We start from the raw sequence: 17,200 nt of genomic DNA, 5'->3' as shown, positions 1-17,200 counted from the left end.
GCGCAAGGAGAGCAAACGATGCAATTTGCGGAACATTCTTCGGTTGTTTCCGGAACCGACCGATTGGCCGCTGCGGTGTCGAAGTGGGCAGAACACAGTGGCGCGCAAACTGCTGTCTGCGCGTTCGACGGAATCCTCAGTTTCGCCGAACTGGAGGATCGGACGCGGATGCTCACCGGCAAGTTGGCGGCCGAGGGGGTCGGCCCGCAGACCTCTGTCGGGCTGTTCCTGGGCAGATCCCGGCTCGGACTGCCTGCCCTGCTCGCTGTCTGGTCGCTCGGCGCCACTGCGGTGCTTGTCGACGAGCGGCACCCGGTGGACCGGATCAACTTCATGCTGCGCGACGCCGGCGTACAGCTGCTGCTGGCTGATCAGCTCCCAGAAGGCGCGGCACCGCGACGAGTCCGCACGATCAGCTCGGAAGTCACTGGTGCGCAGCCGGCCGATCCGGTGACGCCCAATCCCGACGACTGCGCCTACCTGGTCTACACCTCGGGCACCACGGGCTGGCCCAAGGGTGTGGAAGTGACTTACCGCAACCTCGGGGTCTTCCTCGACGCACTCGCGAGCCTCGAACTCAAGCCAGGTGGCAGGGGCATCAACGCGGTCTCACCCGCGTTCGACGGCTGGCTGTGGTGCACGCTGCTGTACCTGCTGCACGGACAGGGCATGGCCGTCATCGACTTCGCGGCCGCAGATGGCTCCGGCGACCTGTCCGCGCTCGTCGCCGAGCACGAACCGACGACCGTGTGCCTCACACCGACCCTGGTGTCGGCTCTGGAGCGGATCCCCGCCGCGGACGCGGTCGTGGTGGCCGGCGAGCCCTGCCCGCCGAACCTGCTCCCTCGGCTTGCGCACATCCCTCGCGTGCTCAACGTGTACGGCCCCACCGAAACGACGATCGCTGCCACCTGGGCCGACAGCGCCCATGGCGACGACCCGGCGACCATCGGCCGAGCACTGCCCGGCTACCTGACCTATGTGCTGGACGAGAACGGCCAGCCGGTCGGGCCCGGCACCGAGGGTGAGCTGTACGTGGGCGGCCTCGCGGTGGCGCGCGGCTACCGCAACCGTCCCGGCCTGACCGAACAGCGGTTCCTCCCCGATCCGTTCCTGGGCGGCGACGCCCGCATGTATCGCACCGGTGACCTGGTCCGGGAACGACTCGACGGGCAACTCGAGTTCCTCGGTAGGGCCGACGAGCAAGTCAAGGTGCGCGGCTTCCGGGTCGAGGTCGGCGAGCTTGAGAGGACCGCCCTGGGTGTCGACGGCGTGCGGGCGGCTGCCGCGTACGTGATGTCCACTGGGGACAGTCTGGGCCTGGCCGTGACCACGGTGCCAGGTACGGATGACGCCGAGTGCACGAAGCAGATCCGCGAACAGTGCGCCTCCCGGTTGCCCGACTTCATGGTGCCTTCGGTGGTGGAGGTGGTCGGCGTGCTGCCGACGCTGCCCACCGGCAAGATCGACCGGGCAGAGCTGGCTCGGACTGCCCGCGTGGTGACCACAGGACGGGCCCCTGGCACCGAACGCGAGCATCAGGTCTGCGAGGTCTGGAGCGAGGTGCTCCCGCATCCCGTCCATGACGTCGAGGCGAACTTCTTCGAGGTCGGCGGCCACTCGCTGCTGGCTGCACGCATGGTCGGAGTTCTGCGTCGGAGCACCGGACTGCCGGTGTCGGTGAAGCATCTGCTGGCCGAGCCGACCGTCGCCGCTCTGGCCCGTGAGCTGGACCTGCTCGCGCTGGCCCAGTCGGGAGACTCGTGATGGGTGGCTCCTGGCTGGTGCCTTGGCATCCACGGCCCGACGAGCGTCCGCTGCTGGTGTGCCTGCCGCCGGCGGGCGCGGGATGTGGACAGTTCGGAGCGTGGCAAACCGCGCTGGGCGACGACATCTCAGTGGTCGGGGTTCAGCTGCCGGGCCGGGAAACCCGATGGGCGGATCCAGAACCGTCCACGATGGAGGAAGCAGTCGGGGCGGTGGTGGCCGAGCTGACCGATCTGGTTCCCCCCGGCCACCGCATCGTCCTTTTTGGACATAGCTTCGGTGGACTGCTGGCCTACGAGGTCGCCAGATCGCTGTGGCGGCAGTGGAAAACCTGGCCGAGTTCCCTCGTGGTGGCAGCGTGCAAGCCACCCGGGGAATGGGTCGGCGCGGGCCGCGGCCTGGCCGACGACGAGGAGGAGCTGGCCAACCTGCTTGACGCCCGCGGGCTGGACGCCGAGGACCTGGACGAGGACAGCCGGGAGTTGATGCTCGAAGTCCTGCGGCAGGACGCCCGGTTGTCGCTCAGCTTCGCCGAACCTGACCAGCCGGTGGTCGACTGCCCGCTGGAAGCGTGGGGTGGTCAGGACGACCTGACCGTCTCGCACCGGCATGTGGCCGGCTGGCGGGACTACGCGGGTGGTGGGTTTCGGGAACGGCTGTTTCCCGGTGGCCACTACTTCTGCCTGGAGGCGCCTGCTCCCGCTCTGGAACTGCTGCGCTCGATGGCTTGTCAGCCGTCGATCGACACGAAGGGAAGCAAGCAGTGATCGAAGCGCCGATCGTGGACCTTACCGACCCGGAACTGTTCTCCAGCAACGAATTCTGGAAGGTGCTGGCCTGGTTGCGGGCCAATGACCCGGTACACTGGCACGAGGACGGCAAGGGTTCCGGTTTCTGGGTCGTCACTCGCTATGACGACGTGACCGCCGTCTACGCCGACGCGGAGTCGTTCAGCTCCCGGTTCGGCATGCGGCTCGGCAGCGATGAGGACGCGGTTTCCGCGGTGTCGCAGCGAATGCTCATAGTGTCCGATCCACCCGATCACACCTACCTCAAGCGGGTGCTGTCCAAAGCCTTCAGCGCCAGCGAGATGTCCCGGCTGGAAGGGCTGGTGCGGGACGTCGTCCGCGAGGTGATGGACGACGCCGTTGATGCCGGCGAGATCGATTTCCTCGATGTGGCCAAGCTGATTCCCAACTACGTGGTGTGCGCGGTGATGGACCTGCCCCGCGAGGACTGGGCCTGGGTCGGCCGGACGACCACCGACGCGTTCGAGGGCGAGGACGAGGAGACCCGCAGCGGCGCTCACAGTGAAATCTTCCTCTACTTCGACGACCTGCTGCGGCAGCGCCGGGGCGGCTCCGGCGAGGACTTCGTCAGCCGGATCGCGCGCGACCGGCGGGCCACCGGCGAGCCCGGCCAGGACCGGCTGCTCACCGATGAGGAGATCGTCTTCAACTGCAACGGCGTGCTCGCCGGCGCCAACGAGACGACCCGGTACTCGACGGCAGGCGGTGTGCTCGCGCTGGCGGAAGATCCCGACCAGTGGCGGACGCTGCGCGCAGGCGGCGCGGCAGCGATTCCGAACGCCGTTGAGGAGATCCTGCGGTGGACGGTGCCAGGCGTGCACGCACTGCGTACCGTGACTCGGCCGGCCGCCATCGGCGGCCAGCCGGTCGGAGTCGGCGACCGCGTCACCGTCTGGAACGTCTCGGCCAACCGGGACGAGGCCGTGTTCACCGACGCGGACAGGTTCGTGGTCGATCGCTCGCCCAATCGGCACATCACCTTCGGCGCCGGTCGCCACCTGTGCCTGGGGGCCCGGCTGGCACGACTGGAGCTCGCCGCTTTCCTCGGTGAGCTCCTCGAACGGGTCGAAAGGATCGAACTGTGCGGAGAACCGCGGTATAACGCCTCCAACTTCACGTGGGGGCTTCGCAAACTGCCGGTACGACTCGTAGCGAAATAGAAGGTTCCCCAAGAAATCTGCAGATCGGAGACAGCAAGTGGACCACAGGATCAAGAAGGTCGTGATTCTCGGCGGAGGCACCGCGGGATGGATGACTGCCGCGTACCTCTCCAAGGCCCTGCAGAACACGGTGGAGATCACCCTGTTGGAGGCAGCCTCCGTACCGCCGATCGGTGTCGGCGAGGCGACGGTGCCGAATCTGCACCGGGTCGTGTTCGACTTCCTCGGCATCCCCGAGGACGAGTGGATGCGCGAGTGCAATGCCAGTTTCAAGACCGCGGTCAAATTCATCAACTGGCGAACACCGGGGGAGGGCAGTCCCACCGCCCGGGAGTGGCAGGGCCGACCGGACCATTTCTACCACCCGTTCGGGCTGCTGCCTTCGCAGGAGCAGATCCCGCTGTCGCACTACTGGTCCTACAAACGGCTGCTCGGCGAGACCGATGAACCCTTTGACTACGCGTGCTTCCGGGAACCAGCGATCATGGACGCGAAGAAGGCGCCGCGCTCGTTGGACGGCGAGCCGGCCACCTACTACGCGTGGCATTTCGATGCGCACCTGGTCGCCGACTTCCTGCGCCGTTTCGCCACTGAGAAGCAGGGTGTGCTGCACGTACAGGACACCCTGCGGCAGGTCCAGAAGGACGATCGGGGCTTTGTCACGGCGCTGACCACCGAGGGCGGGCGCGTCCTCGACGCCGACCTGTTCATCGACTGCTCCGGCTTCCGCGGGCTGCTGATCAACGAAGCGCTCGGCGAGCCCTTCATCGACATGAACGACCATCTGCTGTGCGACAGCGCAGTAGCCGCCTCGGTGCCGCACGACGACGAGGCGAACGGCGTCGAGCCCTACACCTCGGCGATCGCGATGCCCTCCGGTTGGACCTGGCGCATCCCGCTGCTGGGCAGGTTCGGATCCGGCTACGTGTATTCCAGCAAGTTCGCCAGCCGGGACCAGGCCACCGAGGACTTCTGCAAGCTGTGGGACCTGGACCCGGAAACCACGCCGTTGAACCAGATCAGCTTCCGGGTCGGTCGCAACCGTCGGGCCTGGGTGAACAACGTCGTCAGCATCGGTCTGGCCTCCTGCTTCCTGGAACCACTGGAGTCGACCGGGATCTACTTCATTTACGCGGCCATCTACCAGCTGGCCAAGCACTTCCCGGACCGCCGGTTCGACCCGGTGCTGGTGGACCGGTTCAACCACCAGATCGAGACCACCTTTGACGAGACGCGCGACTTCCTGCAAGCGCACTTCTATTTCTCGCCGCGCACGGACACGCCGTTCTGGCAGGCCAACAAGGAACTGGAACTGGCCGATGGAATCCTTGAGAAGGTGGCCATGTACAAGGCAGGCGTGCCGGTGAACCCGCCGCTGACCGACGAGCGGGGTTACTACGGCAACTTCGAGGCGGAGTTCAACAACTTCTGGACCAACGGCAGCTACTACTGCATTTTCACCGGGATGGGGATGCTGCCCGACCGGCCACTGCCCGCGCTGACCTACAAACCGGAGTCCATCCAGGCCGCGGACCTGCTGTTCGCCAAGGTGAAGCAACAGCAGCAGGCGCTGGTCGCGGACCTGCCGTCGAACTACGACGTCCTGCGGCAACTGCACCGCAAGGACTGACCGAACCCGGCCCGGGAACCGGTCTCTTCGAGGTCACGGCAGCCGCAGGTTGATCAGGTACGGCGAAGTGAACGTGGTGTGGTCACCGGATTGCTTGCCGGGCAACGGGAACAGCCGTGCCGACAGCGGCTTGGCCAGCCGGACGGCGAGGGTCGCCACGTCCATCAGCAGGCCGGCGATGTCGCTGACGGAGGTATCACCCGGCAGCGGCACGGTGTCCAAGCCGGTTCCGCAGACCGTCGAGTAGGCCAGCAGCTGGTGCATCCTGAGGCGACCCTCGGTCCACTCACGCGCCAGTACGGTGTCCTCCATAACCGGCAACATCAGTCCGTTGTAGCCACATGTCGGCAGGTTCGTGCTGCGCAGGGCCTCGGTGATCGCTGCCACCACCGCGACCGTGCCGGGAGCACCGAACCTGCCGACGAGGCCGAGTTCTATGGCCGCACCAATGCTGGTGTCGACCGACGGTGCCGGTGAAAGGTCTATCCCACCGAATCGCAGCCCGGACTCCTCAGCCAGTCGCTGCCCGAGCCGCACCACCGGGGTCGCATCGGTGATCATCGCTTCGCGCACTCGCGCAGTGATCGACGCAGGGTCGAGCTCATCGCTGTTGGCGAGCGCGGCGGTCACGATTCCGGCTCCCTGCAGGCCGATGGTGACTGCGTCCGGTCCCTGGTGGTAGCCGGCCGGAAAAAACGGGTGGCCGGACGGCACGCAGGCAAGAGCCGCGAACCGGAAGTTGCCTATTCCTGCCTCGGTCCGCTGCGCGATCCGGAGCATCGCGTGGGCCGTCGGCTCCACCGCATCGAACAGAATGCCTTGCTGCGCCGTGGCAATCTGGACGGCGCTGCTCAGCGCGGGGAGGTCCGGTATCAGTTTTTCGATCAACGCGATCTGCTCCAGCAGGATGTCCCGCCGTGTTGCTCGCGCTGGTCCCAACGAGAAGTGGTCGATGCCGAGGCGATCGAGGTCAGTTTGCAGGCGGCGGGCGTAGGAGCTCAGCTCGTCGGGTTGACCTGGGAAGTCGTCGAACACCGGCGGGGCGGTGATGCGGACCGTCTGCACCTCGTAGCCGGCTTGCCGGAAGGCGGCCTCCATCACCCGCAGCCGGGTGATGGAGGCCGCGAGTCTGGCCCCGGACAGCGGGTGGGGACCCGCGAGTCCCAATGTGATGGTCCGAATCACCGGCTGCCCCATGGCCACTCCCGAAATCTCGCACCGACCGCATCGGTGCAGGTGAACAGTACTGAACGGCAATCACGAAAATAGGAGGATTCAGCGTTCCTCAAGTCGTGCTGCGAATTCGCTCCACACCTGAGCGTACCCGCGGGCCAGTTTCGCCACCAAGCCCGCGCAGTGGTCGGGCACCATTTCGGCGATCTTCTTGGGTGCCGTCATTTCCACCTGGTGCTGGGCCAGCCATCGGAGCAGGAATTGACCCGCCTTCTTGAACCGGAGCGAAGGGTCTGCCTTCAGGTTGTCCAGGATGGCGGCAACGTCATCATCGCAGGTGAGACCAGTCTTCTCGGTCGTTTCCCGAGGAGCGCAGATCTCCGGTGGCCGGGGTGCGCCCGATGATTCTTGGACTCCCTGCCGTTGCGATGTCGGATCCTGGCCCGCACGCACGCGTTGCCGCACGTTGTGCACAGTGGAGTGTGACACACCGGCCTCCTTCGCAATGGCGCGGATCGACGCGGTGGGTTTCTCGGACAGCAGCTTGGCGACCTCCAGTCTGGCCGCGGAGCTGCTGGCAGGCCGCACTCGGCCGTCCTTGCCGACTCTTCTGGTTGAATGGGCGTTGTGCGAATTCGAACGCCAGCGCAGTTTGCCGACAGTCCCCGCGGAGAGACCAACAATGGTGGCGATCCGCCGGTTCGACCACTGCGGGTGCAACTGGATGATCCGGGCCGCTGCCGTGGTCCGATCAGCACGGGTCAGCGGTAGTCCGTGCGCGATGTTCAGCTGCACGGCGAGCAGGAAAGCGTCGCTGTCCGTGCCCTCGTACACTCTTGCTTCGATCTTGTCCTCGCCACGCAGAATTGCGGCGTGAACTCTGTGAATTCCGTCGATGACCTGCCCGGATCGACCGTGTACGACAATGGGAGGTAATCGGTCTTCCGACTCTGCGAGCATTCTGATGTGCTCGTCACTCGCGCCAGCCTGTCGCGGGGAACCATCAACCAACAAAGATTTTATCGACACCATGACGGTCGGCAGGTCATCCAGCCGAATGGACTGCTGACCGGTCGGCTCGCGGACATCTTCCTCAGATGCACCTTCGCGGGTCGCCGTGGAACCCTCGGACATCTTGCCCCCTTCAAGATAAGACATGACGTTGTCGATTTGTGCCAACCTGCGGATCGGCCCAGCGGTGCCAGCCGGAACACGCCCGGTCGCCGGCAGCACTTTGACTGGGATTCACCTCCTGGATGGGCAGTGGTCTGGTCGGGTAACCTAGGGGTTGACGGGCCCGCTCGGGTGCGCCCGAGCCGTCCGAGGCCGACGAGTGGTCGTCTTTCGACCATGCCCGCGAAGGCGTCGAAATCGGGGCCCAAAGCCTGCAACTGGATCGACAGTGACGAGAATGCTGGAAGTCTCTTTCGGGCGTCGCCCTTGTGTCGTTTTTATCACTTTTTGAAACGATTGTAGCCCCGATCGCGGCGATGATCCAGCCCAACATCAAGCTGACCTTGGCCGCAACTCAGCCGCTGTTCGCGGCTGTCTTCAGCACGGCCAACTCCGCGGCGTCATTTTTAATCGATTAATTCCACGATTAATCGATTAACGATGAGCAAACCTGCTCGCTGGGCGGGATTTCGAGGCATTGAGCGAGCATCGGATGCGAGCCCGTGAAGAGAACTGAGGCACCGCCAGGAACACCGTGGGGCGCCGGTGATCATGGTTGGGCCGCTGGGTCCGAGGGGTGGTACGGCCCGACGATGCGCCAGAGGTGTGGCCAGACCCCTAGCGCTGTAGCTCGAGTGCCCGGTCTTTTCCTGCGGGGCTGTCGGGCAGATGTAGTGGTCCGTCTGCGGAGTGCAGCGGTGTGGTGAGCAGTTCTTCGCGCCTGAGCAGCGGGCCGAACAGTTCGCTGCCCCACGTGCTCAGCGCCTCCTCGACCACCGCCGACGCGGACTCGGTACCCAGGCCCATGTCACAGGGACCGAGCGGCGCGCGACACCGCCCAGCAACGTGTGCATGGGTTACGCCGAGGCAGCGCACCCAGGCATCGTGCAGGGCCACCTCGACCGCAGGTCGCGCTCCATCCGGGCTCTCTTCCTGCTCAGGCCCGGGCGGGGCGACCGCCCTGGCCGGGGTCGGTGGTCGGTCAGGCGGGTTCGAGGACGAAGTCGTACTCCGACCGCCAGGAGCCTTTCCGTGTTCCCGGCTCGCACGGCTGGTGACGTCGCGCGCCCGCAGTCCGGCGAAATGCGTGCGCCGAGAGGTAGACCAGGAACTGGTGCGGACGGCCGCCGCTGCAAAACCCAGCGCGTCGGTCCGTCGTGGAAACGAGGGCTGCGGGTACCGGGTCAGTTGGGCAGGGGAGTGTTGGGCCAGAGGTGGATGCGGTAATGCTCGGTGCCTGGACGGCGGTCGGCGGGTGCTGGGAGCGATCCGCTGGGTGTGTCGAGTGAGGTGAGCAGTTGTCGGCGGTACTCGGCGGCGGTGGTGCGTCCGTGGTGGGTGATGCGTAGTGCGTAGGTGCCGGGTCCTTGGGGGAGTTCGATGCCGATGGCATCGCCGGTGGGGGAGGCCAGGACGAGTTGTCCGCTGGGGCAGTGCAGGGTCAGCGGCGGGCCGAGGTGTTCGATGGTGTCGGGGTGGCTGTCCCAGATGTGGGCGGTGACGGTGACGGGGCTGAGGTCTTGGGCGCAGCTGATGTACAGCTCGTCGTCGGTGCTGGCGGCGACGTCGTGCTGGGCTTGCTCGATGACGCCGCGAGGATCGGGGCTGGGGGCGGTGTCCTGGTCTCGCAGTGTGATCAGGTTGTGTGCGGGGATGGTGGTGAGCTGGGTTTCGGCGAGCAAACGGGGCATGAGCGGATCCAGGGTGAGACGCGGCAACAAGTGCCGTTGCGGTACGAGGTCAGAGAGCAGGCCAGGAGTGGGCGTCCCGCAGCAGTCCGAGCATCCCGGACACGAGCCGCATCTGCTCGACCGTCCGGATGTCGGCCTCCAGCAGCTGCGGGCTGCACACCAGCACCGCCACCGACTGCGCTCGCGACAGTGCCACGTTCAACCGGTTGCGCGACAACAGGAAATCCAGTCCGCGGGGCAGGTCGATCGCTGACGAGGAGGTCATCGTCGTCACCACCACCGGGGCTTCCTGGCCTTGGAACCGGTCCACCGTGCCGACGCGCACGTCGCCGAAACCGGCGTCGGCCAGCGCGTGCGTGACCGTGCGCGCCTGAAGGTTGTATGGCGCCACCACGAGGAAATCCGCGTCCGTCAGCGGACGGCCCTGCCATGTGCGCCCGTGCAGGTCCGCGATCACCGACACGACCTGCGCAGCTTCCTCGATCGACCGCGTGGTGTTCCCGCGGTGCTCCACCGAGGCGAGGTACAGCCCGGAGGCGAAGCCGTCGACCGAACGGTCCGCGGATGGGTGCGAGTGCAGCAAACCCGCGTACGACAACCGGGAAACCGGCGCGCACACGGCCGGATGCATGCGCCGTGTCTGGTCCAGGAAGTAGCCCAGCTCGGGCGGCATGATGTCCGCGTCGCCGATCAGGTGCCCCAACGCCGACGCCTCCGCGCCCGCCGGGTGCGTGCCCTGCACGACCTGCGGCAGCTGCTGCGGATCGCCCAGCAGCACGAGGTTCTTCGCGCACATCGACACGGCCAGCGCGTCCGCGAGCGCGAACTGCCCGGCCTCGTCGATCACCAGTACGTCGAACGGTTCCTCGCGCACGGCGGCGTTCGCGAACGTCCACGCGGTGCCACCGACGAGGTGCCCGTCGTTGTGCTCGTCGCGCCATTTGGCCAACGCGTTGTTCGTCTTCGGTTGGTCCCACGGCAACGCGGGATCCGGCGTCCGGCGCGGCCGTTTCGCGCACGCCATCGACGGTGCGTTGCCGAGCGCGGCGGACAGCACGTTCTCCACGGCCTTGTGGCTGTTGGACGTCACACCGACCGTCCGCCCAGACCGCACGAGGTGTGCGATCAGCTTGCCCGCCAAGTACGTTTTCCCCGCCCCGGGCGGGCCCTGCACCGCGAGCACCGACCCGTCGAGCGCGTCGACCGCCTTGATCACGGTGGCCACCAGGTCCTCGCCGGGTGCGGGCAGCGCACCACCACGCAACCGCGGGATCCGGCGCAGCAGGTCCACGCCCGGATGAGCGGGCAGCTCCGGCAGCGCTTCCCCGACCAGCCGGGCCAGGTCGGCCACGGCCTCGTCCTTCGGCGCGGGCCGCACCGGGCCGCCCGGCAGGACCGCGACCGGTTGCTCGTTCGACGTGCTGTCCGGTGCGCTGCTCTCCTCCAGCGTCAGCTCGACCGCCGATGCCGCCACGACTTTCGCGTCCCGCGCATCGGCGCCGTACCGCAGCCGCACGCCGTCCCCGACCGCGAACGGATGCGGCCGGTCCGGGTCGCACGCCACGACGAGCGTGCGCTTGGCCGTGCGCAGCCGTCCCGACGGCGGCACCCATTCCCCCGCGGACACCGATACCGGCACAGCGCAGGTCGTGTCCACCTCCAGGTCGCCGACCGGTGCGGCGAGCTGCCGGAAGAACTCCCACCACGCCGGGTTCGTCTCGCGCCGGTGGTAACCGACGGAAGCGGCGAGCAGTGCGCGAGCGTGGTCGTCCGGGGTGAAGTCGGCGGGATCATCGGGCAGGCCGTCGAGCAGCGGGTCGACCAGCGCCGCCAGCGCGGCCGCGCGTTCGGCCCGGCGCAGCGCGGCCTCTTCCTCCTCCGTTTGCCGCAGCAGGGCGTCCACTTCGGACTCCGGCGCCGGTGTTGCGAGCTCGATGCCCGCTTCCTCTCGTACGCGGTGCAGGAACTCCAGCAGCCGCAACGTGGACACGCAGTCGTACTCGTTGTAGTCGGCGATGCCGCGCAGCACCTCGTCGGCCTCTTCGACGTCGCCGGCTTTGGCGAGCGTCAGGTAGTCCTCGTACGCCTCGATGCTCGACGCGGCCGTCTTCACGTCGCCGTCGCGGGCTTCCGGCATGTACAGCGGTTCGAGGTACTTGATCGAGTACGACCGCTGGCCGACGCGCAAAGCCTTGCGCACCACGGCATACAGGTCGATCATCCGGCCGCTGCGCAGTAGTTCGTCCACGGCTTCCTCGCGCGTTCCGTGCACCGCGGCGAGCCGCTTGATGGCCGTGACCTCGTACGGCGCGTAGTGGAAGATGTGCGCGTCCGGATCGTCGGTCAGTCTGGCGGTGGCGAAGTCGACGAACTCCTCGAAAGCACGCTTCTCCTGCGGGCGCGTATGAGCCCAGAACGGTGTGAAGCGCGCATCGGGCGTGACGGCGCCGAACAGGTACTCCAGCCCGGCGCCGGCGAGCGCGTACGGGTCGCCTTCCATGTCGAAGAAGATGTCGCGCGGGCTCGGTGGCGGCAGCTCGGCCAGCGCCGACGGGTCGATGATCTCGTACGCCAGTTCCCCGGTTTCGTCCTGCCGCACCTGGATCGCGGCCTGCGCGCGCAAGGTCGCGAACGTGCCCACCGACATGTCACGGGGCCGGTCCGCAGGCTCGGCGGTGGCGAGCGCGTCGATCGTGCCGAGCCCGGCCGTCACGAGCTTGCGTCGCTGTTCGCCACGCATGCCCGCGACCAGTGACAGGTCCCGGTCCGCCTCGCGCGCGGACGAGCAGTGGTCGGCGAAGACGCAGCCGGTGCAGGCGGGGCGCTCGTCGGCCCACATGCGTTCCGGCAGCCGTGCCGGACGCGTGACCAACCGGTCACGGAGGCGATCGAGCAGCGGCAGGAAATCGTCGACGCGCAGGCTGCGCGTGGTGCCGTCACCGAGCAGCAGGTGCATCTCCGGCCCGGCCGGCCAACCGGCGCGGCGCAACGCGTCGGCGTACGCGGTGAGCTGCAGGACCGCGGATGGCTTCGCGTGCCGCGCGAGCTTCGTGTCGTAGACCTCGTAGCGGCCTTGGTCGTCGCGAAGCAGGAAATCGGCGCGGCCGGAGAACTCACCGTCGTGGAAGACGGCCTGGTAGACCACCGGCGCGCTCGCCCGCAGCGCTTCCTCGGTGGCCTTGGCGGCGGAGACCTGGTCGCGCTCGTCGATTTCGATCACGGTCTTGTGCTCGCCACGCAACCGTTCGAGCGTGGCTTCCTCGTGCGCACGGCCGTGCTTGACGGCCAGCCGGTCGGGCCCGGAGCTCGGGCGCGGCGCACCGGGCAGTCCCGCCGCCCACGCTTGCTTGAGGATGCTGCGATGTTCGCATTCGAGCAGGTCGGCGAGGTCGGACGGGGTATGCATCGCCTGGCAGTCTGACATGCGCGCCCGGCCGGGTCGGCGGCGTGGGTGCCGACACGCTGTGGCTTGCGGCGCGCACTCAAGGTATTGGTTCAACTCGGTCCGGAGACTTGAACCCCACCAGAGAACGGGCGCCCGTTTTGACGCTCCTTGATTCCCGCCTTTACTCCGCCGGGATGAATGCGGTCTGGAGCAGCTGCGGTCCGCCGCGGAGCATGCGGCTGGCGAACGTGCCCCGGCCCGGCGGCAGCGGGCGCGACTTGATGTTCGCGATCAGCTGGCCATCGTCCTTGTGCGCGCTGAGCACCAGCCCCGGTGCCGACGTCTCGCGCAACCTGCCGAGGACCGGCTCGTACAGCGCTCGAGCAGCACCACCGGAGTTGCGCGCCAATACCAAGTGCAGGCCTACGTCGCTCGCCTGCCCCACGAACTCCGCAAGCGGTGCGAGCGGGTTGTTGCCCTGCGGGGCGACCAGCTCGTAGTCGTCGACGACGACGAACAGCTCCGGCCCGCTCCACCACGACCGGTTCTTCAGCTGCTCCTGCGTGATGTCCGGCCCGGGCAGCCGCTTCTTCAACGACCGGCAGACGTCGTTGATGTTGCTCTTCAACTGGTCCGCGGTGACCGAGTACTCCAGCAGGTGGCCGGTGTCGAGGAATCCGATCAGGGTGCGCCGGTAGTCGACCAGCAGAATGAGCGCTTCCTGCGGTGTGTAGCGCTCGGTGATACCTCGCAGGATGGTGCGCAGCACCGCCGTCTTGCCCGAGTCCTGCTCGCCGAACACGTAGAAATGCGACTCCACCAGGAAGTCCAGGTACACCGGGGCGAGGTCGTCCTCGTTGATGCCGATGGGGACCAGCTTCGGAATCGGCTGCTGCTCCGGACGCGGCAATCGCTGGTACGGCAGCATCTCCGGCAGCAGGCGGATCTCCGGTGCCGGGCGGCCCTGCCAGGAACTCCTGATCCGGTACACCAGGTCGGCGACACGCGCGGAAACATCGTCGGGTTCCGCACTGCCCACATGCGGCAGTGCAACCAGGAAGTGCAGCTTCGAAGTGTGCAATCCGCGCCCCGGACGGCCGTCCGGGACCTTCGCCGCGAGTTTGCGGTCGACCTCCGACTCGCTCGGGTCACCCAGCCGCAGCTCGATGCGGGTTTGCAGCAGATCCCTCAGGGCCGGGCGGATCTCTGCCCACCGGGCAGCGGTGACGAACACGTGGATGCCGTAAGCCAGACCGTTCGAAGCCAGGTTCAGCACATCCTGCTCGAGCGGTTCGAACTCTTCCCGGAACGACCGCCACCCGTCGATGACCAGGAACACGTCGCCGTACGGGTCGTTTTCGAACTCACCGCGCCGCTTGCGGTCGCGGTAGTCGGTCATGCCCTCCACGCGGTTCTTCTCGAAGAGCTCTTCCCGCTCCGCCAGCAGCATTCTGAGCTGCGCGATCGTCCGCCGCACCCGGTCGGCATCGCGCCGCCCGCCGACACCGCCGACGTGCGGGAGATCCCGCAGCGTGAACAGCCCGCCACCGCCGAGATCGATGCAGTAGAACTGCGCTTCCTGCGGCGTGTGCGTCAACGCCATCGACGCGATCATCGCGCGTACCGCGTTCGACTTGCCCGAACCGACACCGCCGACGATCGCACCGTGCCCGGCCTGACCGCTCAGGTCCAGCAGGAACGGTTCCTGCCGTTGCTGGAAGGGTATGTCAATCAGGCCCACCGGCACCTGCAAGCGTCCTCTGCCCGCGTATCCGGCGGCGGCGTAGCCGCGGTCTTCAGTCTGCTGCAGCGGCGGCAGCAGGGCGTCCAAAGTGGGCGGTGGGTCCAATGGCGGCAGCCAGATCTCGCGGGCTTGCGGTCCCCTGCCTCGGAGTTCGGCCAGCAGTTCGTAGAGCAAGGGGGCGCTTTCGCCATCCCCGGAACCGGACACGTATGCGGCACGGAAGCGCGTCATGCCGTTGGGGTGCTTGAGGTAGCCGTGCCCGCCATCGGTGGGAAGTTCGGCGGCGTCTGGAACACCGATCGCGGCGCGGGATTCCGTCGCGTTGAAGGTCCGCAGGCCGATCCGGTAGGACAGGTGAGCGTCCAGGCCGCGAAGCTTGCCCTCCTCCAGCCGCTGCGACGCAAGCAGCAGGTGGACCTGCAGTGAACGCCCCAGCCGCCCGATCATCAGGAACAGCTCGGCGAAGTCCGGCTGCCGCGCCAGCAGCTCGGCGAACTCGTCGATGATGACGAACAACGTGGGCAGCGGCTCCTCGCAGCGCTCGTCGCCTGCCTCGCGCTTGCGCCGGTATTCCCAGACGTCCTTCGCGCTCGCCGCGTTCAGAAGTTCCTGGCGGCGGTACAGCTCGCCGCTCAGCGCGTCCTGCATGCGGTCGATCAGCGAAACATCGCTCTCCAGGTTCGACACGACCGCCGAAACGTGCGGCGCGGCCGCGAAGTCGTGGAACGTCGCGCCGCCCTTGAAGTCGATCAGCACGAAGTTCAGCGCAGTGCTGGGATGCGTGGCCATCAGGCCGAGCACGAGGGTGCGCAGGAACTCCGACTTGCCGGATCCGGTCGCCCCGACGCACAGACCGTGCGGCCCCATCCCGCGGGCAGAGACCTCCTTGATGTCCAGCTCGATCGGCAAGCCCGCCTCGTCGACGCCGAAAGCGATCCTGTAGAGCTCGTCTGGCGGCCGCGGTGCCCAGGCCCGCTGGGGGTCGAAACCCCCGTCGAGGTTCCACAGCGGGACCGGATCGACGGTGCGACCGGTGGCTTCCTGCCCGGCGGAGATCTCCAGGTCACCGGGCACGATCGGGGAATGGAGCAGCGCAGTCAGGTCCTCTGGGATGTCCGGGCCGTCCTCCAGCTGCGGCAGCGCGACCCGGAACCGCCGGCGGTCGGACAGCGCCCACCCCGGTTCGGCGGGCAGCGTGGCCGACAGTTCGGGATCGATGCGGGAGGCGCCCGGATCGTCCAGCGCGAGCTCGATGTGCGCCTGCAGCAGCAGCGCCACCGCGCGCGGGATGTTCTCCCACTGCCGCGCAGTCAGGATGATGTGCACCCCGCAGGCCAAACCGCGCTCGGCGATGCGGCGGACGGTGGTGGCGAAACCCGGGATGTCCTCGGCGAAGGTCTCCCAGCCGTCGACCACCAGGAACACGTCGGCGTGGTGGTCGCCGGGCAGCTTGTCGGCATGCCGGCGGCGGATCTCCCGGTAGAAATCGAGATTCTCGATGCCATACCGGTGAAAAAGCTTCTTCCGCTGCTCGATGAGGCCCTCGACCTCCCGGAGCACGGCTTGCGCCGTGGCGTTGTCGATCGCGTTGGCCAGAACGTTCGCCCGTCGCTGCAGGCCGACCAGCGCACCATCGCTGTCCAGGCAGTAGAACCGGACCTCGTCTGCCGGATGCGTGGCGGAGTGGCCGACGATGAGCGTGCGCAGCAGGGTCGACTTCCCGGAGCGGAACCGGCCGATCACCGCGAGGTGCCCGTGGTGGTCGAACGGGTCGATCGACACGATCTCGCCGTGGTGCCGGTCGACGTCGTGCGCCCGCCCGATCGGCACGGTCGGCCCGGACCGGGCTTGGTCGGCCGGGATGAGTTCCTTGAGGCGCAACGAATCCTCCTCGGCGAGCAGCCGGCTGCGCGCTGCCTTGGCGAGGACGATCGAGCGGTGCCGCACCCCTCCGTTGGTCGGTGTCATCCCTTCGGCATGCAACTTGCGGGAGGCGAACTGGAAGAGCTCCTCTGCGGTGATCGCCCCGTCGTGGTCGGTGTCGGCGGCGCCGGTCTTCAGCCCCTCGATGATCGCGGAGGTGAACGCACTGACCGCGATCGGCTTGTTGAGCACGAGCTGTTCCTGCTCGTAGGCGTACTCGATCTCGTTGGTCGCGGTCATCACGTACACGCCACCGCCGGACTGGTTGTCACCGCCGAACCGGTCCGTCACATCGACCGCCGTGGAACTGCGGGCGACGATGTCGTTGGTGAACACTCCGCTGTAGCAGCAGTCCAGGATCACCGCGATCGACTGCGCCCGGCAATCCCGGATCATGCTCTGCACCACCGCGGCCGGGATCGCGGTGGAGTACGGCAGCGCCAGTTCGGTGTTGTAGGCGGCGAAGAACAGCTCGCTGTGGTCGTTTTTGATGCCGTGCCCGGAGACGAACAGCAGCACCATGTCGTCGGGCCCGCGATCGCGGAACAGGGTCTCGACCTCGCGCTCGACCCCGGCCTTGGACTCGTTGACGACCATCTGCACCGAGTCGAAGTCGCCGATGGCCGGATCGCGCAGCAGGTCGCGTAGCTGGTGCGCTTCCTTCACCGGGGAGCGCAGCCGCCTCAGACCGGGGTCCCGGTAGTCGGAGGTGGCCACGAGCAATGCGTGGCGAGTACCCATCAGC

The 17,200-nt window shown here is 67.4% G+C and carries 9 protein-coding genes; 4 read left to right on the top strand and 5 right to left on the bottom strand.

Annotation, left to right across the window (positions count from 1 at the left end; genetic code table 11):
* The first annotated feature begins 18 nt into the window (after nt 1-18).
* From ABD691_RS23295 to ABD691_RS23280, 4 genes are read left to right on the top strand one after another with little or no spacing between them, the layout of a single operon-like run.
* Nucleotides 19-1,767, top strand: a complete 1,749-nt coding sequence (locus ABD691_RS23295; protein ID WP_344683061.1) for a non-ribosomal peptide synthetase — start codon at nt 19-21, stop codon at nt 1,765-1,767.
* Nucleotides 1,767-2,534 carry a thioesterase II family protein gene (locus ABD691_RS23290; RefSeq protein WP_344683059.1) on the top strand — a complete coding sequence of 256 codons (768 nt, stop codon included), beginning with the start codon at nt 1,767-1,769 and terminating at the stop codon, nt 2,532-2,534. Before ABD691_RS23295 ends, ABD691_RS23290 begins: the two co-directional genes overlap by 1 nt.
* Nucleotides 2,531-3,736, top strand: coding sequence for a cytochrome P450 (locus ABD691_RS23285; RefSeq protein ID WP_344683058.1), 1,206 nt, complete (start codon nt 2,531-2,533; stop codon nt 3,734-3,736). The genes ABD691_RS23290 and ABD691_RS23285 overlap by 4 nt, the downstream gene beginning before the upstream one ends.
* Nucleotides 3,737-3,773: 37 nt before the next feature.
* Nucleotides 3,774-5,366, top strand: a complete 1,593-nt coding sequence (locus ABD691_RS23280) for a tryptophan halogenase family protein (protein ID WP_344683056.1) — start codon at nt 3,774-3,776, stop codon at nt 5,364-5,366.
* 33 nt (nt 5,367-5,399) lie between these two features.
* Here the strand turns inward: ABD691_RS23280 and ABD691_RS23275 are convergent, their stop codons facing one another.
* The 5 genes from ABD691_RS23275 to eccCb form a co-directional block, all read right to left on the bottom strand.
* Nucleotides 5,400-6,563, bottom strand: coding sequence for a DUF711 family protein (locus ABD691_RS23275; protein ID WP_344683054.1), 1,164 nt, complete (start codon nt 6,561-6,563; stop codon nt 5,400-5,402).
* Between the two features lie 78 nt (nt 6,564-6,641).
* The gene (locus tag ABD691_RS23270; RefSeq protein ID WP_344683052.1) at nt 6,642-7,772 is read right to left on the bottom strand and encodes a ParB N-terminal domain-containing protein; all 1,131 of its coding nucleotides are present in this window, start codon (nt 7,770-7,772) and stop codon (nt 6,642-6,644) included.
* Nucleotides 7,773-8,896: 1,124 nt separating this feature from the next.
* Nucleotides 8,897-9,403, bottom strand: a complete 507-nt coding sequence (locus ABD691_RS23265) for a hypothetical protein (protein WP_344683051.1) — start codon at nt 9,401-9,403, stop codon at nt 8,897-8,899.
* A gap of 49 nt (nt 9,404-9,452) precedes the next feature.
* Complete coding sequence (locus tag ABD691_RS23260; RefSeq protein WP_344683050.1) at nt 9,453-12,809, bottom strand: TM0106 family RecB-like putative nuclease; 3,357 nt, start codon at nt 12,807-12,809, stop codon at nt 9,453-9,455.
* A gap of 160 nt (nt 12,810-12,969) precedes the next feature.
* Nucleotides 12,970-17,196, bottom strand: a complete 4,227-nt coding sequence (gene eccCb, locus ABD691_RS23255) for a type VII secretion protein EccCb (protein WP_344683049.1) — start codon at nt 17,194-17,196, stop codon at nt 12,970-12,972.
* Nucleotides 17,197-17,200: the final 4 nt, after the last annotated feature.

The organism is Saccharopolyspora taberi (genome assembly GCF_039534165.1).
GTDB classification, from domain to species: domain Bacteria; phylum Actinomycetota; class Actinomycetes; order Mycobacteriales; family Pseudonocardiaceae; genus Saccharopolyspora_D; species Saccharopolyspora_D taberi.
Note: the sequence above shows the minus strand (reverse complement) of the source record. Positions and strands in the feature narration are given on the sequence as shown.

What these genes read in the sequence shown, in the direction of transcription:
- ABD691_RS23275 (WP_344683054.1), bottom strand. Translation starts at nt 6,563, where the DNA reads ATGGGGCAGCCGGTGATTCGGACCATCACATTGGGACTCGCGGGTCCC.
- ABD691_RS23295 (WP_344683061.1), top strand. Translation starts at nt 19, where the DNA reads ATGCAATTTGCGGAACATTCTTCGGTTGTTTCCGGAACCGACCGATTG.
- ABD691_RS23290 (WP_344683059.1), top strand. Translation starts at nt 1,767, where the DNA reads ATGGGTGGCTCCTGGCTGGTGCCTTGGCATCCACGGCCCGACGAGCGT.
- ABD691_RS23265 (WP_344683051.1), bottom strand. Translation starts at nt 9,403, where the DNA reads ATGCCCCGTTTGCTCGCCGAAACCCAGCTCACCACCATCCCCGCACAC.
- eccCb (WP_344683049.1), bottom strand. Translation starts at nt 17,196, where the DNA reads ATGGGTACTCGCCACGCATTGCTCGTGGCCACCTCCGACTACCGGGAC.
- ABD691_RS23260 (WP_344683050.1), bottom strand. Translation starts at nt 12,809, where the DNA reads ATGCATACCCCGTCCGACCTCGCCGACCTGCTCGAATGCGAACATCGC.